The following is a 24,963-nucleotide window of genomic DNA, read 5'->3' on the forward strand; positions in this document are numbered from 1 at the left end:
GGGATGTGCTACACTGGGGGAAAGGAGGATTGGTCATGACGCTGCTGAAACGATTTCAGGCCCTGGGGCTGGACTGCTCCCCCGTCGGCCTGTGCCCCGGCCCCGCCCAGGGCGGCTATTTCTGCACCCCCAGGGGCATGACGGTGCTGGGCTGGGAGGGGTGCGGCGGCATCCACTTCGGCCGCATCCGCGGCTACGGGGACATGGTGTTCGGCGTCAACCCCATACCCGCCGGGGACCGGTACGTCCGCCCCCTGGCCCACAGCTTCCGGGACTTCCTGCGGCTGCTTCTGGCCTGCGGCTCCACCACCGCGCTGGAGCAGATGGGGGACTGGACGCGGGAGCAGTACGACGCCTGGCTCCGCGCCCCGGAGAACGCCGTCACGGCGGAGGGGCGGGCGGTGCTGAGCCGGATCGCCGCCGCCTTCCGCCTCACCCCCATGGAGGATCCCTTCGGATCTGTGAAGGAGATCCAGGCATCCTTTGACGGCGGCAAGCTGCGCTACACCGACGAATACTACGACACGCTGGGGCTGGAGCGCCCCAGCAGGGGGAACCCGGGGCCTCCGGCCCGCCGGGAGTGCCCTGCGGATATAGTTGATTCCACGGAGGAGGAGTGAGGCTCATGGATACCATGAACGCCCTGGTGTGGAAGGGAAATGGGGTGCTGTCCCTGGAGCGGCGGCCCGTCCCGGAGCTGAAAGACCCCCGGGACGCCATTGTGCGGGTGACCCGCTCCACCATCTGCACCAGTGATCTGCACATACGAAACGGCGCGGTGCCCCGGGCCAACCCCGGCGTGGTGCTGGGCCACGAGTTCGTGGGGGTGGTGGAGGCCGTGGGGAGCGGCGTCGCCAACCTCCAGCCCGGCGACCGGGTGGCCGCCTGCTGTGAGACCTTCTGCGGGGACTGCTGGTTCTGCCGCCGGGGGTATGTGAACAACTGCGTCCACGGGGGCTGGGAGCTGGGCTGCCGCATCGACGGCTGCCAGGCGGAGCTTGTGCGGGTGCCCTTTGCCGACACCGGTCTGACCCCCATTCCGGACGGGCTCAGCGACGAGGACGCCCTCTTTGTGGGGGACATCCTGGCCAGCGGCTACTGGGGGGCGGAGCTGTGCCAATTCCAGCCCGGGGACACGGCGGTGGTGCTGGGCCTTGGGCCGGTGGGGCTGTGCGCGGCCCAGTGCGCCGCCCTGCTGGGGGCCGCCCACGTGATCGGGGTGGAGCCCGACCCCTGGCGGCGGCAGCTGGCCCTGGAGCAGGGCCTGGCGGAGGCCGCCTTTGCCCCGGACGACCCCGCCCTGGCGGAGCGGGTTGCGGCCCTCACCGACGGCCGGGGGGCCGACGGGGTGATCGAGTGCGCCGGCGGGAAAGACACCTTCCAGACCGCGTGGCAGCTGGCCCGGCCCAACGGCACCGTGGCCCTGGTGGCCATGTATGAGGAAGACCAGGTGCTCCCCCTTCCCGCCATGTACGGCAAGAACCTGGTGTTCCAGACCGGCGGGGTGGACGCGTCCCGGGGGCCGGAGCTGGTGGAGCTGCTGGCCCGGGGGAAGCTGCGCACCGGCTTTCTCATCACCCACCGGGGGCCGTTGTCGGAGATCCTGGAGGGCTACCGGGTGTTCGAGGCCCACGAGGGCCACTGCCTCAAGTGGGTGGTCACGCCGGGCTGAGCCCCGGTGCCCCGTCTGCGCACGGAAACACCATCATCAGGAGGAGGATTTTCATGGGCTATCAGGAGGTAAACGCCGGCGTGATCGACGGCTGGTGCCGGGAGGGCTGGGAGTGGGGACAGCCCATCTCCCACCAGGTCTACCAGGATGCGCTGCATGGCCGGTGGGAGGTCTATCTGACCCCCACAAAGCCGGTGCCCCACGCATGGTTCGGGGAGCTGGCCGGGAAGCGGGTGCTGGGGCTGGCCAGCGGCGGCGGGCAGCAGATCCCCATCTTTTCCGCCCTCGGCGCGCGGTGTACCGTGCTGGACTACTCGCCCAGGCAGTGTGAGAGCGAGCGGCTGGTGGCGGAGCGGGAGGGATACCAGGTCACGGTGGTTCAGGGGGATATGACCCGCCCCCTTCCCTTCGAGGACGAGGCATTTGACCTGATTTTTCACCCGGTCTCCAACTGCTATGTGGAGGAGGTTCGGCCCATCTTCCGGGAGTGCTACCGCGTGCTGAAACAGGGCGGCCTTTTCCTGGGCGGGTATGACACGGGCATCAACTACGCCTTTGACGACGACGAGGAGAGGATCACCTACTCCCTGCCCTTCAACCCGCTGAAGGATGAGGCCCTGTATGAGGCGTCCCTCAGAAACGACTGGGGGATTCAGTTCTCCCATACGCTGGAGGAGCAGCTGGGCGGGCAGCTCCAGGCCGGCTTCCGCCTGACCGATCTGTATGAGGACACCAACGGCCAGGGCAATCTGCACCGGCACAACATTCCCTCTTTTATCGCCACGCGGTGCGCCAAGTAGCGCCTGCCGCTCAGGCAAAAGGCGGGCCGGGGAACACTCCCCGGCCCGCCCAGGCTGTCGAAAAAACTCCCGCGAAGGAGAGCCTCGCAGAGTTCCTGCGGCCACAGCCGCAGGAATCAAATCAAAATCCGTCATTTCCGGCGACATGTGCGTCGGAAATGACACTTCTCATGGTGGAAGGGGTGACTTTTTCGCAAGAAAACGAACCTCTTCCACCATGTGGTCTTTCTCGAAAAAGCGGCTTTGCCGCTTTTTCGACACTAGGCAGCTCCCCCACGGTGATGTCCTCCCGGGGCACCTTGCCCCAGTCGAATGCGGGGGCCAGCTCCGCCGCCGCCGCCGGCTCCGGCCGATCCATCTGCCCGGCCCAGAAGGCCAGCAGACCAATGAGCTGTTCCGGCGTGTACCGCCGGCGCAGGGCCCCCATATCCAGATCGTGTTCCCGCTTGGACAGCCGCCGGCCGTCGGGGGCGCACAGCAGGGGCACGTGGAAAAACGCCGGCGGCGTCAGGCCCAGGCACTCATAGAGCCAGAGCTGCCGGGGGGTGGAGTCCAGTAAGTCCCGCCCCCGCACCACCTGGGTGATCCCCATGTCCCCGTCGTCATACACCACCGCCAGCTGGTAGGCATACACCCCGTCGGAGCGGCGGAGGATGAAGTCCCCGCAGTCCCGGAGCAGGTTCTCCCTGTAGGGCCCCTGGAGGCCGTCGGTGAAGGAGATCTCCCGGTCGGGCACCATGATCCGCCAGGCCGGGCGGCGGGTGCGGGCGAGCTCAACCCGCTCCTCCTCCGTCAGATAGCGGCACTTCCCGGAGTAGATTGCCTGCCCGTCGGCCCGGTGGGGGGCGCTGGCGGCCAGCCGCTCCGCCCGGGTGCAGTAGCAGGGGTAGAGCAGGCCCTGCCCCTCCAGGGCCCGGAAGGCGGCGGCATACCGCTCCGTCCGCTCACTCTGGAGGTAGGGGCCGTGGGGGCCCCCTTTTTGCCAGCCCTCGTCCCAGTCCAGGCCCAGCCAGCGCAGATCGTCGGCCAGCTGCCGGGCGTACTCAGGGCGGCAGCGGTCGGGATCCAAGTCCTCCATCCGCAGCACCATCACGCCGCCGGCGCGGCGCACCGACAGCCAGGCCAGCAGGGCGGAAAACAGGTTGCCCAGGTGCATCCGGCCGCTGGGGCTGGGGGCGAAACGGCCCCGGAGTGTCTGCATGGTTGTTCCCCCTTCTTTCGGTTGATCGGCGGCGGGGGCAGGCCCCCGCCCTACCGGGATCAATGGGGCACGGGAGGGCCCCCGCGAGGCCCCTATACCTTGCCCAGCTCCTGGTTCCTGTGATAGGCCGCCTGTACCGCCTGGATGGCGGCGGAGCGGAAGCCGTTCTGCTCCAGGGCGGCCACCCCGGCGATGGTGGAGCCGCCGGGGGAGCACACCTCGTCCTTGAGCTGTCCGGGGTGCTTGCCGCTCTCCAGCACCATGGCAGCCGCCCCCAGCACCATCTGGGCGGCGTAGGTCATGGCCTGCCCCCGGGGCAGACCCACCAGCACCCCGCCGTCGGCCAGGGCCTCGATGAAGGGGTAGACGAAGGCGGGGCCGCAGCCGGCCACCGCCGAGAAGGCGTCCATCTGCCCCTCGGCAATGCGCTCCACCAGGCCCGCCGGGGCCAGCATGGCCTCCACCGCCTGGATGCGCGCCTCCGGCGTGCCCGCCTCCGCCGACAGGGCCAGCATGCCCCTGCCGATGGCGGCGGGGGTGTTGGGCATGATCCGCACCAAGGCGGGGGGCTCCTCCGCCCCGGCCAGCCAGCCCCGGATGGTCTCCAGGGTGAGGCCGGCGGCGATGGACACCACCGTCTGGCCCGCCCCCAGGACGGGGGCCAGCTCCTCGGCCACCCCCCGGAGCATCTGGGGCTTGACGCAGAGGAACACCACCTCCGCCTGGGCGGCGGCAGAGCGGTTGTCCTCCGCCACGGCGCAGCCCAGGCGCTCCGCCAGGGCCTCCGCCTTTGCCCTCGTCCGGTTGGTGATCACCACCTGCTCCGCCCCCAGGGCCTTACACGCCGCCCCCACCAGGGGCGCGCCCATGTTGCCCGTGCCGATAAACGCCGCTTTCTTCATGTTCCTCCGCCTTTCCGCATATGCCGCAATCAAGTTCAGCTTGTCCGGCCGCTTTAGTTTTTTGATGGCGGCCTCCCGCCGGAGGGCCGCGCCCTTGTCGGGGCATTCCTCCCGGTAGACCACCGCAATGGGCCCCCGGCCCCGGGTGTACTTGGCGCCCCTCCCGCCGGCGTGGGCCGCCGCCCGGCGCTCCACGTCGCTGGTGCTGCCGGTGTAGAGGGTGCCGTCCCCGCACCGGAGGATATAGACCCACCAGCCCATGGCCTCACCACGCCGCCCGGAGGTCGGGCAGCAGGGGCAGCTCCCGGAACACCGCCGCCACCGCGCTCTCGTACTCCCCGGTGTCTCTGGCCTTTTTGATGGCCCTGGCGTGTCTGGCGTTGTCCCCGAACAGGTGGATCAGGTAGAACCACACCTCTTTCATCCGCAGCATGGCGTTGCGGCGGCTGCCGAATATGCGGGTGTAGTCCTCGTACACCAGGTCGTGGAAGGCCCGCAGCTCGTCCCGTGTGGCCGCCGGGCCGCCCCTGGCCTTGCGCCCCAGGGCGGGGTCACCGGCCAGGCCCCGGCCCAGCATGACCCGGCCCGCCGCCGGGAACTCCCTCTGGAACTGCTCCAGCTCCCCCAGGGTGTAGAGATCCCCGTTGTACCGCACGGGAAAGGGGCTGTCCGCCAGGGCGGCGGCAAAGTAATCCCGCCGGGGGGTGTTTTTGTACATGTCCTTCTGCACCCGGGGGTGGACGGTGAGCTCGGCCAGGGGGTAGCGCCGGAACAGCGCCAGCAGGGGGCCGAACTCCTCCGGATCCCTCACCCCCAGTCGGGTCTTGATGGAGATGGCGCAGGGTGGGTTTTCAAAGACGGCGTCCAGGAACCGCTCCAGCTCCTCGGGCAGGCCCAGGAAGCCGGAGCCCTTGCCCTTGGCCACCACCGTGCCCGAGGGGCAGCCCAGGTTCAGGTTGACCTCGCCCCAGCCCATGGCGGCCAGCTCCCCCGCCGCCCACAGGAAGTCCTCCGCCTTCCGCACCAGCAGCTGGGGCACGGCGGTGAGGCCCCGGTTGTGCTCGGGCAGGATCTCCCGCAGCTCCCGTTTGGTGAAGCGGTGATCCTGGGTGGGGGTGATGAAGGGGATGAAGTAGCGGTCTGCGCCGCCGAACACCCGGCAATGGGCCTGCCGGTACACGGCGCCGGTGAGCCCCTCCATGGGGGCGAAGGCGATGTCCAGGGGCAGGCCGCCCCGCCCGTCCGCCCTCATGCGGCCTCCTCCACGCCGGAGGACGCCGTGGGCTGGGCCGTCTCGCCGGCGGCCTTTTCCGCCGCCTGGGCCTCCGCCAGGCGCAGATAGTCGGCCACGCCCTGGGCCACCCCCTCCATCAGGCTCTGCTGGTAGTCCTCGTCGCACAGACGCTCCAGCTCCTCCACGTTGGTCATGAAGCCGGTCTCCACCAGAACGGCGGCCATATTGGTCTCCCGCAGCACCACGAAGTCGGCGGAGGCAATGCCCCGGTCGATGGCCCCGCTGGCGGCGCAGGCGGCGTCCTGCACCGCCTGGGCGAAGAGCTTGCTCCGGTTGCTGGAGGGGTGGTAGTAGGTGTACAGCCCCTGGAAGGTGGGCACCGTGGGGGCGGAATTGCAGTGGATGCTGACGAACACATCGGCCTCCACCGCGTTGGCCAGCTCGGATCGCTCATACAGGTCACCGGCCGTCTCCCCGTCCCGGGTGAGCACCACGTTGTACCCCTGCGCCAGCAGGATGGCCTCCAGCTTCTTCACCATCGACAGGGTGAGATCCTTCTCATAGATCTGGGTGCCGGAGGCGTCGGGGTACACCGCCCCCAGGGTGGTGCCGTCGTGGCCCGCGTCCAGCACCACGGTGTATTTGTCCGGGTCGATCTCGGGCAGCTCGTCCATGCTCTGGGAGGGGACGGCGGTGATCCGCACCCCGCCGCTGCCCGCCTCCACGGTCAGGTTGCGGGTGTAGCTGGTGCCGCTTTGGAGATCCAGCACCACCCGCAGGGTGTGGGGCACGCCGTAGCCCAGGTCGTCCCCGTGCTGAGAGTAGCGCACGCGGTCGAGCACCTCACTGTCCACGGCCAGGGACACCTCCCCCTCTGCCGGGGTCTGGAGCACCGCCCCAAGCAGATCGATGGCCACCCGGCTCCCCAGATCCACCACCCGGTACTCGGGGGTGTGGTCGGTGGCCAGGGTGAGCACCTGGCTCTCCGCGTCAAAACTCACCGCCGTCACATAGCCCCGATCCCCCTCGGCGGGCTCCACCGGCTCGGCGGGGGTGGTCTCCTCCGGCTCCTCCGGCGAGGGCTCCGGTTCCGGCTCCTCCGCCGGGGAGACCACGGCGGCGGTGAAGGTATCGTTGTCCCAGGTCACCGTGGCCCCCAGGCGCTCGGAGACGAAGCGCAGGGGCACCATGGTGCTCTCCTTCCCCTCCCACTTCACCACCCCGGCGGGGATGCCGTCGGGCAGAAGGATCTCCTGGCCGTTGACCAGGGCGGTGGCGGAGCCCAGGGTGAGGACGATGGTGCTCTCCCCCTTCTGGAGGATCACCTGCCGGGTGTCCGGCACCCAGGTGACCGAGGCCCCCAGGCTCTCGGCGATGAGCCGGACGGGCACCAGGGTGCGGCCGTTCTGCCCCGCCGGGTACTGCACCAGGGCGGGCACATCCAGGGGGTACAGGGCCGTGCCGTCCAGGGTCAGGTTGACCCGGTCGGTTTCGGTCAGCGCGCCATATTGGCCGGCGGACTCATCATAGAAGTAGACGGACAGGGTGCCGGCGGGGCCAGCGGCCCGGGCGGCGGCCAGCCCGGTGAGCAGGCAGAGCAGGAACAGGAAGGACAGGACGCGTCTCATGGCAGAACTCCTCGGCGTAAGATACCACCATTCTACCGTATTCCCCCGGAGCCGTCAAGAAAGGCGGCCAAAAAAGGTTGACATAAATTTTCCAGGGGGCTTCCCTTTTTCCCCGCATTCCGGTATACTGGTGTCTGATCACTGGAAAGCGAGGAATGACCATGCTGCTGTCAGCGGAACAACTGCACAAGAGCTACGGCACCCGTGCTGCTGGACGACGCCTCCTCTATCTGGAGCGGGGACAAGGTGGGGTGGTGGGCCTCAACGGGGCGGGAAATCCACCCTGCTGCGCCTGCTCTCGGCGTGGAGGAGCCCGACGGGGCACGGTGCGGCTGGATCCCAACGTGCGTCTGGAGTACCTGCCCCAGAACCCGGTATTTCCCGGGGAACACACCGTGCTGGAGCAGGTGGTGCTGGGCCTGTCCGGGGACGACCGGGCCCTGGCGGAGTACGAGGGGAAGATGATCCTCAGCCGCCTGGGCGTACGGGACTTTGACCAGAAGGTGGGACAGCTGTCCGGCGGGGAGCGCCGCCGGGTGGCCCTGGCGGCGGTGCTCTCCCGGCCCTGCGACGTGCTGGTGCTGGACGAGCCCACCAACCACCTGGACAGCGACATGGTGCTCTGGCTGGAGGACTATCTGAAAAAGTGGAAGGGCGCCCTGGCCATGGTGACCCACGACCGGTATTTTCTGGAGCGCATCGTCACCCGCATCGCGGAGGTGGAGGACGGCCGCCTCTTCTTCTACGAGGGAAATTACGACAAATATCTGTCCCGCAAGGCGGAGCGGCTGGAGCAGGAGAAGGCCGGCGAGCGCAAGCGGCAGGCCCTGCTGCGGCGGGAGTACCAGTGGGTGATGCAGGGCCCCACCGCCCGGGGCACCAAGAGCCGGGAACGGCTGGAGCGGTATGAGGCCCTGAAGGCCCAGACCGGCCCGGCGGAAAAAAGTACCTTGGAACTGTCGGCCCGGTTCAGCCGTCTGGGAAAAAAGACGATCGAACTGCGCCGCGTGACCAAGGCCTTTGACGGCCGCACCGTGCTCCGCGACTTTGACTGCATGCTCCTGCGGGACGACCGCATCGGCATCGTGGGAGCCAACGGCAGCGGCAAGTCCACCCTGCTCAACCTGATCGCCGGGGATCTCACCCCCGACGGCGGGGAGATCGAGGTGGGGGAGACGGTGCGCATCGGCTACTTCCGGCAGGAGGTGCCCCACATGGACGGGGACACCCGGGTGATCGATTATGTCAAAGAGATCGGCAGCCGCATCGAGACGCCGGAGGGGATGCTCACCGCCTCCCAGCTGCTGGAGCAGTTCCTCTTCCCCGCCGAGGAGCAGTGGAGCCCCATCGGCAAGCTCTCCGGCGGGGAGAAGCGGCGGCTCTACCTGCTCTCCGTGCTGGCCGCCGCCCCCAACGTCCTCCTGCTGGACGAGCCCACCAACGACCTGGATCTCCAGACTCTGGCCGCCCTGGAGGACTACCTGGACTCCTTCCCCGGCGCGGTGGTGGCGGTCTCCCACGACCGCTATTTCCTGGATCGGGTGGCCCGCCGGGTGTTCGCCGTGGAGGGGGACGGCACGGTGAAGGGCTGTCCCGGCGGCTACACCGAGTATCTGGAGGCCCGCCGGGCCGCGGAGGCCGAAAAGGCCCCCAAGCCCGCCGCCCCGGAGAAGAAGGCCGACCGCCCCGCCGGCCCCAAGAAGCTGAAATTCAGCTACAACGAGCAGCGGGAGTTCGAGACCATCGACGCCGACATCGCCGCACTGGAGGCCCAGCTGGCCCAGGTACAGGCGGATCAGGCCGCCCAGGCCACCGACTATGTGGCCCTCCAGGCCCTCCAGGAGAAGCAGGCCGAGCTGGAGGCCGCCCTGGAGCAGAAGATGGATCGCTGGGTGTACCTCAACGACCTGGCCGAGCGCATCGCCAACCAGTAGGGCGGGGGCTTGCCCCCGCCGCACGTTACCTTCCCCCCGCCGGGGGGAAGGTGGCCCGCGGGGCCGGATGAGGGGTTCCCCCATTCCCGCACCGGGGCGCCCCCTCGCGGGGCGGGCCTGCCCGGCCGGCGGGTAACTGTCCCACTCTGTAGGGGCGGATATCATCCGCCCGTTTGCCCCCGCGACCGCTGGCCCCGTGGGGCGCGACGACTCGGCGCGCCGCCCGTCTGGTAAAAGCCAGGCTGGCGCGGGAATTGCCCTGCCCTGTAGGGGCGGATATCATCCGCCCGTTTGCCCCCGCAACCGCTGGCCCCGTGGGGCGCGACGACCCCGGCGCGCCGCCCGTCTGGTAAAAGCCAGGCTGGTGCGGGAATTGCCCTGCCCTGTAGGGGCGGATATCATCCGCCTGCCTGGTGGAGGCCCGGCCTCCCGGCGGGGCCTGCCCGGCCAGGGCCCCGCTTTCTTTCCAAAGAAAGCGGGGAGAAAGAAAGGGCCGGGGGAGTAGCCCCCGGCACCCCCCAAAGCGGGGGTTCATGGCGGCGGTGCGCTGTACGGACAGGGCAGAAACCGGGCGCGCATCGACGCCCGTTTTCCCGGCGGTTTCGTGACAGGCGCTGCCGCGCCTTGGGCGGCACGCATCGGGATTGCCCCGCAACCCCTGAAAGCCGCCGCGCTGTACCGGCCTGGCCCGCCGGGCCGCCGTCGGTGCCACGCCTCCGAAATACCGAGCGGTCATCGCGGCGATCCGCATACACACTGACTCACAAAGGAGCGACCTCATGACAAAATTCTGGAAACCCGTTCTGGCCATGCTGCTGGCCGGCGCCCTGGCCCTGTCCGGCGGGGCGATGCTGGCCAAACCCGCCGCCTCGGCGGCCTCTAAGACACCCGCCTCAACCGCCGCCGATTTACAGGCGGCCCCTGTCTCCGCCGGTGAGGAGTTCCGGGCGGTGTGGGTGGCCACCGTGTACCGGTTGGACTACCCCAGCCAGGCCACCACCGACCCGGCGGTGCTGAAACGGGACGCCGACGAAATCCTCCAGGAGTGCGTCGACCTGGGCATGAATGCGGTGATCCTCCAGGTGCGGCCCTCCGCCGACGCCCTGTACCCCTCGGACTACTACCCCTGGAGCAAGTACCTGACCGGCACCCAGGGCACCGCCCCCCGGAACGGCTTCGACCCGCTGGAATACTGGGTGGAGCGGGCCCACGCGCTAGGGCTGGAGCTCCACGCCTGGATCAACCCCTTCCGCATCACCAAGGGCGGCCAGACGGAGTTTGATTCCCTCACCGCCGACCACCCGGCCAAGCTCCACCCGGACTGGGTGGTGGAGTACGAGGGGGAGTTCTACTTCAACCCCGGCCTGCCGGAGGTGCGGGCGTACATCATCCAGGGCGCGGAGGAGCTGGCCCGCAATTACGACATCGACGGCGTCCACCTGGACGACTACTTCTACCCCGGCAGCGGCTTTGACGACGCGGATACTTACGCCCAATACGGCGTCGGGTTCTCCGACCTGGGGGACTGGCGGCGGGACAACGTGAACCGGCTGGTGGAGGAGCTGGGGGAGCGGCTCCACGCCATCGACCCCAACCTGTCCTACGGCATCAGCCCCTCCGGCGTGTGGGCGGACAGGAGCAGCCTGCCCCAGGGCTCCAACACCACCGGCGGGTATGAGAGCTACTACGCCTCCTACGCCGACAGCCGCAAGTGGGTGAAGGAGGGGTGGATCGACTACATCTGCCCCCAGATCTACTGGTACATCGGCCACAGGAGCATGGACTACGCCACGGTGGCCCGCTGGTGGGCGGACACGGTGAAGGGCACCGGGGTACGCCTGTACATCGGCATGGCGGACTACCTGGCGGACAACGCCGACCCCAAGAGCCCCTGGTACGGCACGGACGCCATCCAGGCCCAGCTGGAGCTGAACGATACTCTGCCTCAGGTAACGGGGGAGGTCCACTTCCGCTATCAGTTCCTGGCGGACAGCCAGGCCCTGGGCGGCCTCTACCGCCAGTGGTACGGCACGGCGGAGCCGGAGGAGCCCGCCGAACCGGCCCATCTCAACACCGCCGATCACGAGGCCTACATCCAGGGCAATAACGGCCTGTTCCGGCCGGAGGCCTCCCTGAGCCGGGCGGAGGCGGTGACCATGCTGGCCCGCCTGTCCGTGGATGGGGACGGGAACCCCCTCTACACCGGCGCGGCGGGCACCGGCGGCTTCTCCGACGTGAGCCGGGGGGACTGGTACGCCCCCTACGTGGCCTTTGCCCAGAAATACGGCATCGCCAGCGGCTACCTCGACGGCACCTTCCGGCCGGAGCAGCCGGTCAGCCGGGCGGAGCTGGTGAAGCTGATCTCCTCCTATTTCGAGGTGACCGGCGGCACGGCCGCCTTCCCCGACGTGGCGGCGAGCTACTGGGCCGCCGATGTGATTGCCTTCGCCGCGGAGCAGGGCTGGGTGTCCGGCTACCCCGACGGCACCTTCCGCCCCGACGCGCCGGTGGGCCGGGCGGAGGCGGTGAAGATCCTCAACCACGCCCTGGATCGCCGGGCCGGGGAGCGGCCCGCCCCCCTCCCCTTCACCGATGTGCCCAAGGATCACTGGGCCTGCGACGAGATCCGGGAGGCGGCGGTGTCCCATACCTACCAAAAGACGGATGACGGCGAGAAGTGGCTGACCTACGACCGGTAACCTCTCAACATGCGGAGGCGCGCACAGGATTGTGCGCGCCTCCTTCCTGTCACTTCTCACTTGTCACTTCACTTGGGCCGCCGGAGCAGCCGCCGCACCGGGCTGTCCGGGTCGGCCAGCCCCCGGAGGAAAGCCCGGGGATTGGCGCAGAACAGGGCGGCACAGGCCGCCAGCCGCCGGAAAAAGCTCCGCATAACATCGCCCTCCCCGGCCAGTATAGGCCGGGGAGGGCGCGAAAGAGGTCGAACGGTGCCGATTGGGACGCTATGCCCGTCTCCGTGTCAGGAAGAGGCCCAGGAGCGACCCCGCCAGAATGATCGGCGCCGCCCGGACAAACAGCCACTCGAAGGCGTGGAGGGCCACCCCCACCACGGCCCGCTCGGGATCGCTGTAGTCCCAGTCCAGGTAGGGACTGCCCCATCCCAGCAGCCCCGCGAACAGGAGCACGGTGGCCGCGCACAAGGCCAGCAGCAAGCAGCGAACTGCCCTGCGCCGCGCGGCCTTCTGCCGGGCAAACCGCAGGTTGATGACCTCCAGTTTTTCAGAGATGGCCTTCAGCTCATCCGTCTCCTGCTCCGGGACGGCCTCACCCAGCAGCGTGCTGACGGGGGCCTCCAGTGCCTCCGACAGGGCGAGCAGCATGTCGGAATCGGGCACCGACAGGCCCTTCTCCCATTTGGAGATGGTCTGCCGCACCACATGGAGCTTGACGGCAAGCTCCTCCTGGGAGAGCCCCTTTGCCTTCCGGAGCGTTTTGATGTTTTCCTGCAGCACAGGCATCAGCCTCCTTTCCTGCGACCCCCATTGTAAGGGAAAATCCCCGTTGCCGCAAGCAACGAAATGTAACATTCCGGCTCCGGCGGGCTGTATTCCGGCACTGCGCCGCTTTTCCTTGCCTTTTGCGCGCCGCCGGATATAATATACCTGTACGACACAAACGAGACGGGAGATGAGACTCCGCCATGAACATCACCTACAAGCAGGTGCGCCAGTCCGAGGAGATCCGCACCTACATCACCCAGGCCGATCAGTCCCTGGTGGCCCGGGGCTTTACCGAGCACAGCTTCGCCCACGTGACCCGCTGCGCCGAGTACGCCGCTCGCATCCTGGACAAGCTGGGCTATGGGGAGCACGACCAGGAGCTGGCCCGGATTGCCGGCTACATGCACGACATCGGCAATGTGGTCAACCGCCACGACCACGCCCAGACCGGGGCGGTCATGGCCTTCCGCATCCTGGACAAGATGGGGATGGAGCCCGCGGACGTGGCCGCCGTCATCACCGCCATCGGCCACCACGACGACCCCACCGCCTTCCCGGTGAACCCCACCGCCGCCGCCCTGATCCTGGCGGACAAGACCGACGTGCGCCGCAGCCGGGTGCGCAACAAGGAGCACCAGAGCTTCGACATCCACGACCGGGTGAACTACGCCGCCGAGCGCTCCGACCTGACCCTGGATCCGGAGCAGCGCACCATCACCCTCTCCCTGTCCATCAACACCGAGTTCTGCGCCGTCATGGACTACTTTGAGATCTTCCTGGAGCGGATGCTGCTCTGCCGCAGGGCCGCCGAGTTTCTGGGCCTCACCTTCAAGCTGGACATCAACGGGCTGGGCCTGCTGTAGAGGCGGGTTTTCCGCCCATTTCTCCCCGACTCAACCAACGGTATGTGTACATTTCACCGGGCTGCTGCTATGGTTGGGGCGGAAAGGAGGTCTCCCCATGGATCAGGAGAAAATCGGCGCCTTTATCACGGAGCGCCGGAAACAGGCCGGCCTCACCCAGGCCGCCCTGGGAGAACAGCTGGGCATCACAGACCGGGCCGTCTCCAAATGGGAGCGGGGCAAAAGCATGCCCGACCCCTCCCTCATGCTGCCCCTGTGCGGGCTGCTGCACATCACCGTCAACGAGCTTCTGACCGGGGAACGCATCAGCATGGAGGACTATCAGAAAAAAGCGGAGGAGAAGCTGCTGGAGCTCCAGAAGCAGGAGGCCCTGAACAACCGGCGGCTGCTCTGGCTGGAGGTCGTGATCGGCCTTCTCTCCACGGCGGCCGCCCTGGTGATGATCTTCGCCGCCAGCTTTGCCGTGACCCTCTTCTGGTGGCGGGTGGGGCTCATCGCCGCCGGCGTTGTCATCTATGCCGCCGGAATCGTGGTGGCGGTCAGGCTGGAGCACGACGCGGGGTACTACGAGTGCCCCCACTGTCACGCCAGGTATGTCCCCACCATGCGGGCGGTGGTATTCTCCCCCCACATCGGGAGAAGCCGGAAGATGAAATGCCCCCGCTGCGGCCAGCGGGGGTATCACAGGAAAATATTGACCAGGTAACCGTGGCCCTAAAGCCTCGCAGAGTTTTGCCGGCTGCACGCGCCCCAAACGCCTCGCAGAGTTTTGCCGGCCGCAGCCGGCAAAATAGAATCAGAATCCGTTTTTTCCCAGGACATGCGCCTGGGGAAAAACTCTTCTCAGACCGCAAGTGTGGAACGGACGCGCCGCCGGTGCGTCCGTTCTGCGCGCGGCGGGCTGCCATCTCTTCTCGCAAAAACGGCGGGGCCGTTTTTGCGAATATATAGCACACCCCCCGACAGAGGCGGAATTTGCCTGCGGGCAAATTGAGCGCTTCGCGCGCCGCCTCTTCCGGGGGGAATCCATTCCCCCCGGAGGCCCCCCAGGGCCTCCCGGCGGGGACGGGAGATTATCTGAACAGAACCCCCATACACAGCACAACCCCCCGGCCATCCAACGTGACCGGGGGGCTACTTTTCGACCTGGGGTTCTACCACTATGGTTACCTCTACTTTCTATAGATTCTACAACATCTGGCTGAACAGCACGGTCTTCCTAGGGCTCACTGTCTCCTGCAACGCATTGGCACTTGGTTTCCGTCTTGGGCGAACTTCGCTTGAGAGGTTTTCCTGTTGTGCATCTCACTTCATTGAGCTGGTTGGGAACAAGTGCAGGCTGGAATACCACAATTTCTGTCTCACCAAATGCGGTAGTTCGGAAAAGATTGAGCTTCTCAGCCCATTGGGCTCACCTCTTTCTTTTTCTGTCTAGATCATACTACCAACGGCCGGTTTTGTCAAGGGCTTTTTGGTGAAATTATTCAAGTTTTTTCGCCCTCAGCCGGGGAAAAACAGGCAGAGCACCAGGCCGTAGAGGACGGCGGCGCTGATGCCGTAGGCCAGCACCGGCCCGGCGATGGCGAACATCCTGGCCCCCACCCCCATGACCAGGCCCTCGCTCCGGAACTCCAGCGCCGGGGCGACCACGGCGTTGGCAAAGCCGGTGATGGGCACCAGGGTGCCCGCCCCGGCGTGCTTGGCCAGCCTGTCAAACCAGCCCAGGCCGGTGAAGAGGGCGGCCAGAAAGATGATGGTCACCGACACGGCGGTGCCGGCGTCCCCCTCGCTGAGGCCGCAGCCCCGGTACAGGTTGAGCAGGGCCTGTCCCCCGGTGCAGATCAGCCCGCCGGTGCAGAAGGCCCAGGTCAGATTCTTCCAGATGGGCGAAGGCTTGGCCTTCTGCTCCACATAGCGGCTGTACTCCTGGTTGGTCATATCCATAGCGCGTATCCTTCCTTTCCCTCTCAGCATGCCCCTTGACAGGGGAAAACATTCGTGGTATTCTCTACAGGCCCGTTACTCATTTACTAAATTACTAATTTACTAATCGGAAAGGAGGGATCTCCGTGCAGATCCCCACCACACTCAAGCACAAGCCCGTCCTGGCTGCGGAGGACTACGGCCGCATCGACGGCCGCACCGCCGGCGGCTCCGACGCCCAGGGCCTCTCCCTGGGCCTGGCCCAGTGGAATGACCGGGGCAGGGTGGACATCTCCGCCAAGGTCTGGCGGTACACCGGGGAGAAGTGGTCTCGCCAGTCGGAGGAGCTGCCCCTCCACCGGGTGCTGGATCTGGCCATACTCATCTGCCGGGCCCAGCTCTACTTCCAGGAGGAGGCCTACCGCTTCCCCAGGGGCTACGACCCGGAGCACCCCCAGGTAGACCGCATCGGCCTCCAGGGGGACGCCATGACCGTGGAGGTGTGCACTGGCAACGACCACATCGACGAGGATCTCCAGCTCTTCCGGGACGCCCTGGCCCGGGACGGGGAGCTGCTGGGGGAGCGGATGCGGGTGCTCTCCCGGATCCTGGGGGAGCTGGGCTGCCATGGCTAGGACGGAACACCAGAAGGAGCTGCTGGCCGCCTATCGGGAGCGGCCCATCACCGGCGCCGTGTGTGCCGTCACCGACACCGTCAGCGGCAGAACCCTGCTCCTGGCCTCCCCCAACCCGGCGGGGCAGCGCAACCGTTTCCAGTTCGCCGTCAGCACCGACATGCCCCTCCACCCCGCCATGGCGGCGGACTGGCGGGCCCACGGCGGGGCAGCCTTCACCTTCACCCAGCTGGAGACCCTGGAGAAGAAGCCCGACCAGACCGACCGGCAGTTCCAGGAGGAGCTGGAGCTGCTGCGGGACATCTGGCGGGAGCGGCTGGCGGCGGAGGGCAAAGAATTTTACCGCTGAGCCGCACCAGCAGAAAACCGGAGGGCCGTCCGCATATGCGGGCGGCCCTCCGGTCTTTTTGTTGCTTTTACAGAATGGCGTAGAGCAGCTGGGCCAGCTCGCCCCGTGTGAGGGCGTCGGTGGGCCGCAGCTTGTTGTCGGTGGGCGTCACCACACCCTGGCCCACCAGGCTCTGGACATAGGGCAGGGCCCAGTCACCCACCTGGCCGGCGTCGTCGGTGGTGAGCTCCGGCTGTGCGTAACCCTTGGCCTGGGTGCGGCCCAGGATGGTCATGGCCTCGGCCCGGCTGATGGTGGCCGAGGCATTGGCGGCCAGGCCGCCCTCCACCCCGGCGCCCTGGAGGATGCCCAGGCTGTACATGGCCTTCACCGCGTCCAGGGCCCAGTCGGGGATGGAGGCCGCGTCCACAAAGGGCAGCTCCACCCCGGCGTACTGGGTGAGATCCAGATCCATCCACCGGGCCACCATGGTGAAGAACTCCGCCCGGGTGATGCTCTTGTCGGGCTGGTAGACCACGGTGTCCACGCCGGTGCCCATGGAGATGCCGTTGTCATAGAGGTAGGTGGCGTACTGCTCCGCCCAGTGGCCCGTCATGTCGGCAAAGGGGGAGGTGCGGTCGGAGGCGGGCTGGATGTCCGCCGAGGCCCGGCCCAGGTTGCCGCTGGCGTCGGAGACCGTCACCGTGGCCCGGTGGTAGCCGGTGTCGGCGGCGGGCAGGGAGGCGCTCAGGGTGCCGGTGCTCTCGTTCCAGGTGAAGGACAGCGCCGCGCCGTCATAGGTCAGGGACACGCTCTCCTGGGGGATGGTGCGGTCTACGTTATCCGACACCCGGGCGGTGAGCTGGGCGCCGCTGACGGTGAGGGTGACGGCGGGGGCGGTGGTGTCGCTGACGTTCTCGTTGGCGGTGGTGAGCTGATCCAGCCAGATCTCGCCGCTGGCGGCGGTGCCGCCGTAGACCACGTCCAGGCTGTTGAGGTAGGCCGCGCCCTCGGGCAGCTCCGCGCTGACATACTGCCAGCCGGTGAAGTTCAGGGCGGTCAGCAGGATCTGGCTGGTCTGGAGCTGGCTGTCGGTGACGGTGGCCATGAGGGTGTTGCCCGAGCCGTCGCCGTACACCCACATGCCCAGCCAGCTCTCGCCGGCGGGGATGGCCAGGGCGGCGCCCAGGCTGGCGGAGCCGGAGGAGGCGTCGTAGGTCATCTTCAGGCTCTGGCGGCCGTTGTGGACGTATTCCAGACCCGTCTCCACGGCGGGGACGGCGGTATCCGTGGCGGTGAAGGCGTCCATGCCGCCCTCCAGATCCTCCAGGGTGTTGACATGGCCGGCCACGCTCACCGGGATGGTGAGAGTCTTGCCGCCGGCGGAGACGGTGAGGGTGCCGCTGGCGCTCTTCTCCCCGGCGGTAAAGAGGCCGTTTTCATCCACCGTGCCCACCGCCGGGTCGGCCGTCCAGGTAAAGCAAGTGTCCTGGGCGGTGAGATCCAGGCCGCGGTAAGAGGCCGAGGCCTTCAGATCCATCTGTCCGCCGGGATCCAGGTTCAGGGAGGTCACCGCCGCGCCGGTGGACTCGTCGGACAGGGTAATGCTGTCCGGGGTGCTGACGGTGGTGATGGAGACCGTGCCCGAGGCGTAGCCGTCGTCGGCGGTCACCCGGGAGGTGCCGCTCTCCGTCCCGGCGGTGAACAGGCCGTTCTCGTCCACCGTGCCGCCGCCCTCGGTGACCTCCCACTCCACCTCATATCCGCTGGTCGGATAGTAGTGGGTGTCCAGGCCGGAGGCGGACAGCTGCACCGCAGCGCCGGAGAGCAGCAGGTTATCGGTGGGGGTCACGTAGTAGGAGTCCAGCTCGCCGGTGGGCTGGAGCTCGGTGGTGAGGAAGATGGCGGTGGAGTTGGCCCGCTGGCTGCCGTCGGAGGGGCTGTTCACCACCTCCATGCTGCTGCCGTCCGGGTAGGTGACCCCGATGGTGGTGGAGCCGCCGCCGTCCATGCAGATGGCCTCCACACAGCCCAGCTCAATGAGGCGCTGGGCCACCTGGGTCTGGGTGGCCCCCACGCTGAGGCCGGGCTGCTTGCCGTCCAGGGCGTAGAACACCAGGGTGCCGTCGGCCTTGATGCCGATGGCGGGCCAGGCGGTGCGGGAGGCGTCCAGTCCGGAGGCCGCCTGCCCGTTGGTCACCAGCTTGGCCACGCCGCCCAGGGCCTGATCCACATCATTCCACCGGGCGTCGGTGCTGGTGATGGAAAGGGTCACCGTGTCGCCGGGCACCAGGGCCCGCAGCTTCGCCAGGGTGTCCGCGTTGTCCTTGGCGTTGAGGGTAAGCACCGCCTTGCCCTCGGGAATGGCGATGCTGCCGGTGGACTCCAGCACCTGCTCCACCACGTACTGGGTCTGCCTGCCGATGCGGGGCTCGGTGGAATAGGTGCCGCTCTCATCCTCCACGGGGGTGAGAATCACGTCCACCCCGGCCTCGCTGTTCTTGGTGGTGTCGGCAAAGTCCGAGGTCAGCAGGGTCAGGCCGCCGCTGCCGTCGCTGCTGGTCATCTTGCGCACCTTGTTGATGCCGCCGCTGAGATTGAGGGTCGCGCCGCCCAGGGTCACCGACATGGACAGCCCGTTCTGGGCGATGAAGGCGGTGCCGTCGTCATAGAAGCCGATGGCCCAGGTGCTGCTGTAGTAGCCGGTGGCCCGCACCACCCCGTCGGTGACCACCAGGCCGGTGGGCGCGCCGGTGGAGAGCACATACCAGTCCCCGTTGAGGCCGGAGACCACCCGCTTGCCCTGGCTCTCCAGCTGCTGGGCCATGCCGGTGAGGGTCACCCGGTCGGTGACCTTGGTGCCGTAGGCCACGGTGGGGGTCACGTCGGTACTGGGGGTGTAGGTGACATAGTGCTCGGTACGCAGATCAGAATAGGTGTCGCTCCAGAAATAGTTGGTGGTCAGGGTGGTGCCCACCGAGATGGGCGCTGTGCCGGTATGTAGATCCCAGCCCAGGGCCTGGGACGCCGAGGCTGCGGTGACGGTCATGGCCAGCGCCAGCCCCAGGGCCGCGCCCCGCCGCAGGAATTGCTTCATGAAAGTCCTCCTATGTCTGTGGATGAATGGATTGCTATGGAAGTTATGTTAACACAAATCCCCCCGCTTGTAAACAAGCGGGGGGACAGGGAAATCTTACATTTCTGCAACAGCGGCCTGCTCACCGGGCCGCGTCGGCCTCCGGCCGCCCCTGCTTCAGCCGGGGCAGGGTCTTTTCCAGTGTGGCCTCCGTCCCATGGAAGCAGGCTTCCATGGGAACCCTCATTATATTTATCACCCGGCGGAAATGAATTCCGCCGGGCTCCGCGCCACGCGGCGCGGCAGGAGGAGGCCCTCTTCTACCGGGCCGCGTCGGCCTCCGGCCGCCCCTGCTTCAGCCGGGGCAGGGTCTTTTCCAGTGTGGCCTCCTCCTGGATGGCCAGCAGCTCGCCGATGAGCTGATTGGACACCAGGAAGCCCCTGGGCGTCAGGTTCCAGCGGCGGTCGTGGCGCTCCGCCCAGCCCTGGCGCTCATACTCCTCCAGCTTCTGCTCGATGGGGTCGAAGTTCATGAAGAACTCCCGGCGGTACTCCCACTCCTCGATGCCCCGGGTGGTGCGCAGGCGGAGCATCAGGTACTCGCTGCCCCGCTCCCGCTGGGGGATCAGGTCGGACTCGTCAATCACCGCGCCCCCCTCCAGCACGCCGGAGATATAGCCCTCCAGGTTCCGCACAAAGGAGTAGCGCCGGCCGCCGAAGTCGGAGTGGGCCCCCGGCCCGAAGCCGATGTAGGGCCGGCCCATCCAGTATTTCAGGTTGTGGCGGGACTGGAACCCCGCCCGGGCGAAGTTGGAGATCTCATACTGCCGGTAGCCCGCCGCCGCCAGGCGCTCCACCATCCACAGGTACATGTCGGCCTGTACATCGTCGTCGGGCAGCCTGGTGCCCCGGATCACCCGGTCGTCCAGGGGGGTGCCCGGCTCCACCTTCAGGCCGTAGCAGCTCAGATGCTCCGGCTCCAGGGAGAGCACCTGCTCCACCGAGTCCTTCCAGCTGTCCATGTCCTGCTCCGGCAGGCCGTAGATCAGATCCAGGCTCAGGTTTTTCAGCTTGGCCGCCCGGGCGGCCTCCACCGCCTGGCGGGCCTGCTCAAAGGTATGGGGCCGGTGGAGGCTTTGCAGCTCGCAGTCGTGGGCGGACTGCACCCCCAGGGAGATGCGGTTGACCCCCGCCCGGCGCAGGGCCTGGAAGGTCTTGAGATCCACACTGTCCGGGTTGCACTCCACGGTGATCTCCGCGTCCTTGGCCAGATCAAAGCGCTTGGAGATCAGCCTGAGCAGTTCCTTCAGGCGCTTCGCCCCATAAAAGCTGGGGGTTCCGCCGCCAAAATACACCGTGTCCACCTGCCACCCCCGGGTGAGGGGGGCGGTCTCCTTCATGTGGGCCAGCAGCGCCTTCTGATAGTCGTCCATCCGCTCCTCCCGCCCGGCAAGGGAGTAAAAGTCACAGTAGTCACACTTGCTCCGGCAGAAGGGGATGTGGATGTAAAGGCCCAGTTTCTCCGGCATAGGAGGCACCTCGTTTCCATGCTTCAATGTTCAAGCGTATATTATACTACAAAATCCGGCGTTTGAAAAGCGGTGCACGCCGTGGTATACTGGGAAAAAAGCGGAAGGGGGGAGCGCGCATGGCGGAGCAGGCGCCCCGGCGGCTGACGCTCACCGTCACGCCGGCCATGGCGGGGGAGAAAATCGACACCCTGCTGCGGCGGGAGCTGCACCTGTCGGGCACGGTGATCCGGCGCATCAAGTGGCTGGAGGACGGCATCCTGCTGGACGGCGTCCGGGCCATCACCGGGCAGCGGGTGGAGGCTGGGCAGGCGCTCTCCGTCCGGGTGGCCGATCCCGACCACAAGGGCATCATGGTGCCCGCGCCCGGCCCCCTGGACATCGTGTATGAGGACGGGGATCTGCTGGTGCTCAACAAGGCCCCCGGCGTCACCGTCCACCCCGGCCCCGGCCACTACGCCGACACCCTGTGCAATTTTATCGCGTACTACTACCGGGAGCAGGGCATCACCGCCGACGTCCACCCGGTGCAGCGGCTGGATCGGGGCACCTCCGGCCTGATGGTGGTGGCCAAGCACCCCCACGCCCAGGAGCGGCTCAAGCGGCAGCTCCACACGCCGGATTTCCGGCGGGTGTATCTGGCGGTGTGCGACGGGGTGCCCGAGCCGCCGGAGGGGGTGATCGACGCCCCCCTGGGCCGGGCGCCGGACTCCCTCATCGCCCGGCGGGTGGATCCGGCGGGACAGGCGGCCGTCACCCGCTACCGGGTACTCCGCGCCGGCCGGGGCCGGGCCCTGGTGGAGCTGGAGCTGGACACCGGCCGCACCCACCAGATCCGGGTGCACATGGCCCACATCGGCCACCCCCTCACCGGGGACTTTCTCTACGGCACGGAGGCTCACAGCCTGATCTCCCGCCCCGCCCTCCACTCCGCCAGGCTCTCCCTCCTCCACCCCGTCACCGGGGAGCCCATGGCGTGGGAGCAGCCCCTGCCGGAGGATATGAAGCGGCTGATATGACTGTGTCATATCAGCCGCTTTGTTATTCCAGCCCGCACATGCGGGCCCATTTGCCCGAGCGCCAGCGCAGGGCGCACAGCACGCCCCGGACGATCAGATCCACGTCCATGGCCAGCCACACCCCCGCCAGGCCGAACCCGGCGAAGTAGACCAGCACGGGGGCCAGAGGCACCCGGATGCCCCACATGCACACCAGCCCCACCACCATGGGCACCCGCACGTCGTGGGCGCCCCGGAGGGTGCCGGAGAGGATGATGGACAGGGCGAAGAAGGGCTCACAGAAGGCCACGATGCGCAGCATGAGGGCCGCCTGCTCCACCACCCGGGGGTCGGAGTTGAACAGGCCCGCCAGTGGCGGGGCCAGCAGGAACAGGGCGGAGGCGGTGCCGATGGCCACCACAAAGCCCAGCTTTGCGGCCAGGGTGCCGTAGGCCCGGGCGTCCTCCTTCTTCCGGGCCCCCACGGCCTGGCCCACCAGGGCGATGCCGGCGTAGGAGATGCCGTAGGCGGGCAGATAGCACAGCCCCTCGGCGGTGACGGCGATCTGGTTGGCGGCCAGGGCCACGGTGCCCAGGGAGGCCACCACGGCGGTGGTGGCGATCTGCCCCAGGTTGATGGTGGCCCGCTCCACCGCGGAGGGCAGGCCCAGCCGCACCGCCTGGCGGATGATGTCCCCGTCGGGGCGCAGCCCCTCCCGCAGGTGCACCCGGAAGCGGTCGCCCTGCCGGGTGCCGATGCGCAGCAGGGCGATGCCCGCCGTGGTCAGGGCCGCCGCCGAGGCGATGGCCGCCCCCGCCGCCCCCAGCCCCGCGCCGGGAATGGTGATTTGTGCCCCGAAGAGCACCGCCGGCCGGGTGGGATAGATGAGCAGGAAGTTGAGCACGATGTTCAGCAGGTTGGCCGCCGTGTTGAAGTACAGCGGCGCCCTGGTGTTGCCCATGCAGCGCAGGATGGCGGAGAAGATCTGCCCGGCGGCCATGAAGGGCATGGCCATGGTGTAGAACCGCAGGTAGGCCACCGCCTGGGGCAGCACCTCCGGCTCCGCCCCCAGCCAGCGGGGGATGAACCCGGCCAGGGACTGGTAGAGCAGCAGCCCGAGGAGGCCCACCACGACGGCGGCCAGCACCCCCTGGCGGATCACCCGCCGGGCCTTCTCGTCGTCCCGGGCCCCGATGGCATTGGACACCTGGACGGAGTAGCCCACCCCCACGCCGGTGAGCAGGCCGTTGGCCAGCCAAATGGGGGCCGCGTTCACCGACACGGCGGCGGTGCCCGCCGCCCCCAGCACGCCCACCATGGCGGTGTCCGCATAGCTGACCATGGTGGTGAGCACCTGCTCAATGATGGCGGGCCAGGACAGCCGCCACAGGGTTTTCAGCCGGGGCTTCCCGGTCTGGCTTGTCTCCATGTCTCTCCCTCTCTCATACCCCCGTCAGATCAAAGGGGGGAATGTATGCCTGCTCCGCCGACTCCGGCTCCTGGGTGAAGCCCTCCAGGCCCAGGGCATCCATGTACTCCGCCGCGGCCCGGGCCTCCGACGGCCGCAGGCGGCGGTTCAGCTCCGGGAACTCCGCCGCCCGCCCCCAGGGGATGTACTGGCTCATGAGGGAGAACAGCACCTCCCCCGGGGCAAAATGCCCCGATACCCAGTCCATCACCCGCTTGGCCTCCGCCAGCTTCCCGGGCAGCACTAGGTGGCGGATCACCACGCCCCGCTTCAGCAGGCCGTTTTCGTCATATGCGCAGGGGCCGGTCTGGCGGAACATCTCCAGGACGGCCGCCTGGGCCGCCTCCGGGTAGTCCGCCGCGCCGGAGTATTTCTCCGTGTACTCCGGCGTCACATATTTCAGATCGGGCAGATAGATCTGGATCTTCCCCTCCAGGGCCCGCAGGGTCTCCACCCGGTCGTAGCCGCCGGAGTTCCACACCACCGGCACGGGCAGGGGCTCGGCCAGGGCCTGGGCCACCACGTGGGCGTAGTGGGTGGGGTTCACCAGGTCGATGTTGTGGGCCCCCTGGGCGATGAGCTCAAAAAAGATCTCCCGCAGGCGGGAGACCGTCACCGGCTTTCCGAAATCCCGGTGGCTGATGGACTCGTTCTGGCAGAACACGCACCCCAGGGAACAGCCGGAGAAAAACACCGTCCCCGCGCCGCGGGTTCCCGAGATCGGCGGCTCCTCCCACATGTGGAGGGCCGCCCGGGCCACCACCGGCAGGGCGGGCATCCGGCACACGCCGTGCCCTTCCGTCTCGGTGCGCAGGGCCCCGCAGGTGCGGGGGCAGAGATTGCAGATCATTCCGGCTCCTTCCTTTCCGTTGGGGTTGGGGTAACCTATGGCCGCCCGCCGGGCCGCCGTCGGTGCCATGCCGCTGAAATACCAGGGCAATCATGGCAGCTTGGAAACGGCGCGTCAAGGATGCCGCGCCCCACGCAGGGGCGCACCTATGTGTGCGCCCGCTCCGAGCCGAGGGGGCGTTACAATGTAAGCCCCCTCGGCCGGAAAGCTGCCTGTAGGACAGCTCGGGGGAAGTTCCAAGAAGGGGGAATCGCAATTCCCCCTTCTTGGTCGATCTAAGGAGGGGTGCAGGGGAGGGAACTCGAAATCCCTCCCCTGCCCTTTCTTTCCCCCACTTTCTTTGGGAAAGAAAGTGGGGCGCCCGCCGCGTAGGCGCGTCCCCGAGGGGGAGCCCCCGACAAACAGGCATGAAATGATATGGCGCGCCGAGTCGTCGCGCCCCACGAAGGGATCCTCAATAT

Annotated in this window: 21 protein-coding genes; 10 read left to right on the top strand and 11 right to left on the bottom strand. The window is 67.8% G+C overall.

Translation table 11 applies throughout. The features are described 5' to 3' along the window. The first annotated feature begins 35 nt into the window (after window positions 1-35). From B5E42_RS11060 to B5E42_RS11070, 3 genes are read left to right on the top strand one after another with little or no spacing between them, the layout of a single operon-like run. Window positions 36-620, top strand: coding sequence for a hypothetical protein (locus B5E42_RS11060; protein WP_242967106.1), 585 nt, complete (start codon window positions 36-38; stop codon window positions 618-620). Between the two features lie 5 nt (window positions 621-625). Next, entirely contained in the window at window positions 626-1,672 is a 1,047-nt protein-coding gene (locus B5E42_RS11065) for an alcohol dehydrogenase (RefSeq protein ID WP_087239581.1), read from the top strand. A gap of 53 nt (window positions 1,673-1,725) precedes the next feature. Then, window positions 1,726-2,472, top strand: coding sequence for a class I SAM-dependent methyltransferase (locus B5E42_RS11070; RefSeq protein ID WP_087239583.1), 747 nt, complete (start codon window positions 1,726-1,728; stop codon window positions 2,470-2,472). A 121-nt stretch (window positions 2,473-2,593) separates the two neighbouring features. On the opposite strand, the gene gluQRS is transcribed toward B5E42_RS11070, so the two are convergent. The 4 genes from gluQRS to B5E42_RS19975 all read right to left on the bottom strand — a co-directional run bounded on the left by gluQRS (window position 2,594) and on the right by B5E42_RS19975 (window position 7,437). Then, on the bottom strand, window positions 2,594-3,673 hold the full coding sequence (gene gluQRS, locus B5E42_RS11075) for a tRNA glutamyl-Q(34) synthetase GluQRS (protein ID WP_087239585.1): 1,080 nt from the start codon (window positions 3,671-3,673) through the stop codon (window positions 2,594-2,596). A gap of 92 nt (window positions 3,674-3,765) precedes the next feature. Next, window positions 3,766-4,836 carry a pyrroline-5-carboxylate reductase gene (gene proC / locus B5E42_RS11080; RefSeq protein ID WP_087239587.1) on the bottom strand — a complete coding sequence of 357 codons (1,071 nt, stop codon included), beginning with the start codon at window positions 4,834-4,836 and terminating at the stop codon, window positions 3,766-3,768. 4 nt (window positions 4,837-4,840) lie between these two features. After that, on the bottom strand, window positions 4,841-5,827 hold the full coding sequence (locus B5E42_RS11085; protein WP_242967107.1) for a tRNA-dihydrouridine synthase family protein: 987 nt from the start codon (window positions 5,825-5,827) through the stop codon (window positions 4,841-4,843). Beyond that, complete coding sequence (locus B5E42_RS19975; protein ID WP_087239589.1) at window positions 5,824-7,437, bottom strand: N-acetylmuramoyl-L-alanine amidase; 1,614 nt, start codon at window positions 7,435-7,437, stop codon at window positions 5,824-5,826. Before B5E42_RS19975 ends, B5E42_RS11085 begins: the two co-directional genes overlap by 4 nt. Before the next feature lie 161 nt (window positions 7,438-7,598). Here B5E42_RS19975 and B5E42_RS11095 point away from each other — a divergent pair, with 161 nt between their 5' ends. Together B5E42_RS11095 and B5E42_RS11100 are read left to right on the top strand one after the other, a co-directional pair. Further along, entirely contained in the window at window positions 7,599-9,371 is a 1,773-nt protein-coding gene (locus tag B5E42_RS11095) for an ABC-F family ATP-binding cassette domain-containing protein (protein WP_087239696.1), read from the top strand. A 779-nt stretch (window positions 9,372-10,150) separates the two neighbouring features. After that, a complete protein-coding gene (locus tag B5E42_RS11100) occupies window positions 10,151-12,070 on the top strand; it encodes a family 10 glycosylhydrolase (RefSeq protein WP_087239591.1) in 1,920 nt (639 codons plus the stop codon). Between the two features lie 68 nt (window positions 12,071-12,138). On the opposite strand, the gene B5E42_RS19875 is transcribed toward B5E42_RS11100, so the two are convergent. Together B5E42_RS19875 and B5E42_RS11105 are read right to left on the bottom strand one after the other, a co-directional pair. After that, complete coding sequence (locus B5E42_RS19875; RefSeq protein ID WP_255397015.1) at window positions 12,139-12,264, bottom strand: hypothetical protein; 126 nt, start codon at window positions 12,262-12,264, stop codon at window positions 12,139-12,141. A gap of 70 nt (window positions 12,265-12,334) precedes the next feature. Beyond that, window positions 12,335-12,844: a helix-turn-helix transcriptional regulator gene (locus B5E42_RS11105; RefSeq protein ID WP_087239593.1), complete on the bottom strand. Its 510-nt coding sequence runs from the start codon at window positions 12,842-12,844 to the stop codon at window positions 12,335-12,337. Between the two features lie 188 nt (window positions 12,845-13,032). Between B5E42_RS11105 and B5E42_RS11110 the strand changes: the two genes are divergently transcribed. Beyond that, complete coding sequence (locus B5E42_RS11110) at window positions 13,033-13,695, top strand: HD domain-containing protein (protein ID WP_087239595.1); 663 nt, start codon at window positions 13,033-13,035, stop codon at window positions 13,693-13,695. Between the two features lie 97 nt (window positions 13,696-13,792). Continuing rightward, on the top strand, window positions 13,793-14,401 hold the full coding sequence (locus B5E42_RS11115) for a helix-turn-helix domain-containing protein (protein ID WP_087239597.1): 609 nt from the start codon (window positions 13,793-13,795) through the stop codon (window positions 14,399-14,401). Window positions 14,402-15,195: 794 nt separating this feature from the next. Here B5E42_RS11115 and spoVAC read toward each other — a convergent pair. Next, entirely contained in the window at window positions 15,196-15,639 is a 444-nt protein-coding gene (gene spoVAC, locus B5E42_RS11120) for a stage V sporulation protein AC (RefSeq protein WP_087239599.1), read from the bottom strand. A gap of 125 nt (window positions 15,640-15,764) precedes the next feature. Between spoVAC and B5E42_RS11125 the strand changes: the two genes are divergently transcribed. Further along, complete coding sequence (locus B5E42_RS11125) at window positions 15,765-16,253, top strand: DUF6530 family protein (protein ID WP_087239601.1); 489 nt, start codon at window positions 15,765-15,767, stop codon at window positions 16,251-16,253. After that, window positions 16,246-16,602: a GIY-YIG nuclease family protein gene (locus B5E42_RS11130; RefSeq protein WP_087239604.1), complete on the top strand. Its 357-nt coding sequence runs from the start codon at window positions 16,246-16,248 to the stop codon at window positions 16,600-16,602. The genes B5E42_RS11125 and B5E42_RS11130 overlap by 8 nt, the downstream gene beginning before the upstream one ends. 67 nt (window positions 16,603-16,669) lie before the next feature. Here the strand turns inward: B5E42_RS11130 and B5E42_RS11135 are convergent, their stop codons facing one another. Both B5E42_RS11135 and hemW read right to left on the bottom strand, forming a co-directional pair. Next, complete coding sequence (locus B5E42_RS11135; RefSeq protein WP_087239606.1) at window positions 16,670-19,678, bottom strand: phosphodiester glycosidase family protein; 3,009 nt, start codon at window positions 19,676-19,678, stop codon at window positions 16,670-16,672. Window positions 19,679-19,977: 299 nt separating this feature from the next. After that, a complete protein-coding gene (hemW, locus tag B5E42_RS11140; RefSeq protein WP_087239608.1) occupies window positions 19,978-21,186 on the bottom strand; it encodes a radical SAM family heme chaperone HemW in 1,209 nt (402 codons plus the stop codon). Between the two features lie 119 nt (window positions 21,187-21,305). Here hemW and B5E42_RS11145 point away from each other — a divergent pair, with 119 nt between their 5' ends. Then, window positions 21,306-22,205, top strand: a complete 900-nt coding sequence (locus B5E42_RS11145) for an RluA family pseudouridine synthase (RefSeq protein ID WP_087239610.1) — start codon at window positions 21,306-21,308, stop codon at window positions 22,203-22,205. 22 nt (window positions 22,206-22,227) lie between these two features. Here B5E42_RS11145 and B5E42_RS11150 read toward each other — a convergent pair whose 3' ends face one another. Both B5E42_RS11150 and B5E42_RS11155 read right to left on the bottom strand, forming a co-directional pair. Beyond that, complete coding sequence (locus B5E42_RS11150; RefSeq protein WP_087239612.1) at window positions 22,228-23,613, bottom strand: MATE family efflux transporter; 1,386 nt, start codon at window positions 23,611-23,613, stop codon at window positions 22,228-22,230. Between the two features lie 13 nt (window positions 23,614-23,626). Beyond that, window positions 23,627-24,502 (bottom strand): 4Fe-4S cluster-binding domain-containing protein, encoded by an 876-nt coding sequence (locus B5E42_RS11155; RefSeq protein WP_087239614.1) that lies wholly within the window; start codon window positions 24,500-24,502, stop codon window positions 23,627-23,629. Between the last annotated feature and the right edge of the window lie 461 nt (window positions 24,503-24,963).

This window comes from Flavonifractor sp. An10 (assembly GCF_002161215.1).
Taxonomy (GTDB): domain Bacteria; phylum Bacillota; class Clostridia; order Oscillospirales; family Oscillospiraceae; genus Flavonifractor; species Flavonifractor avistercoris.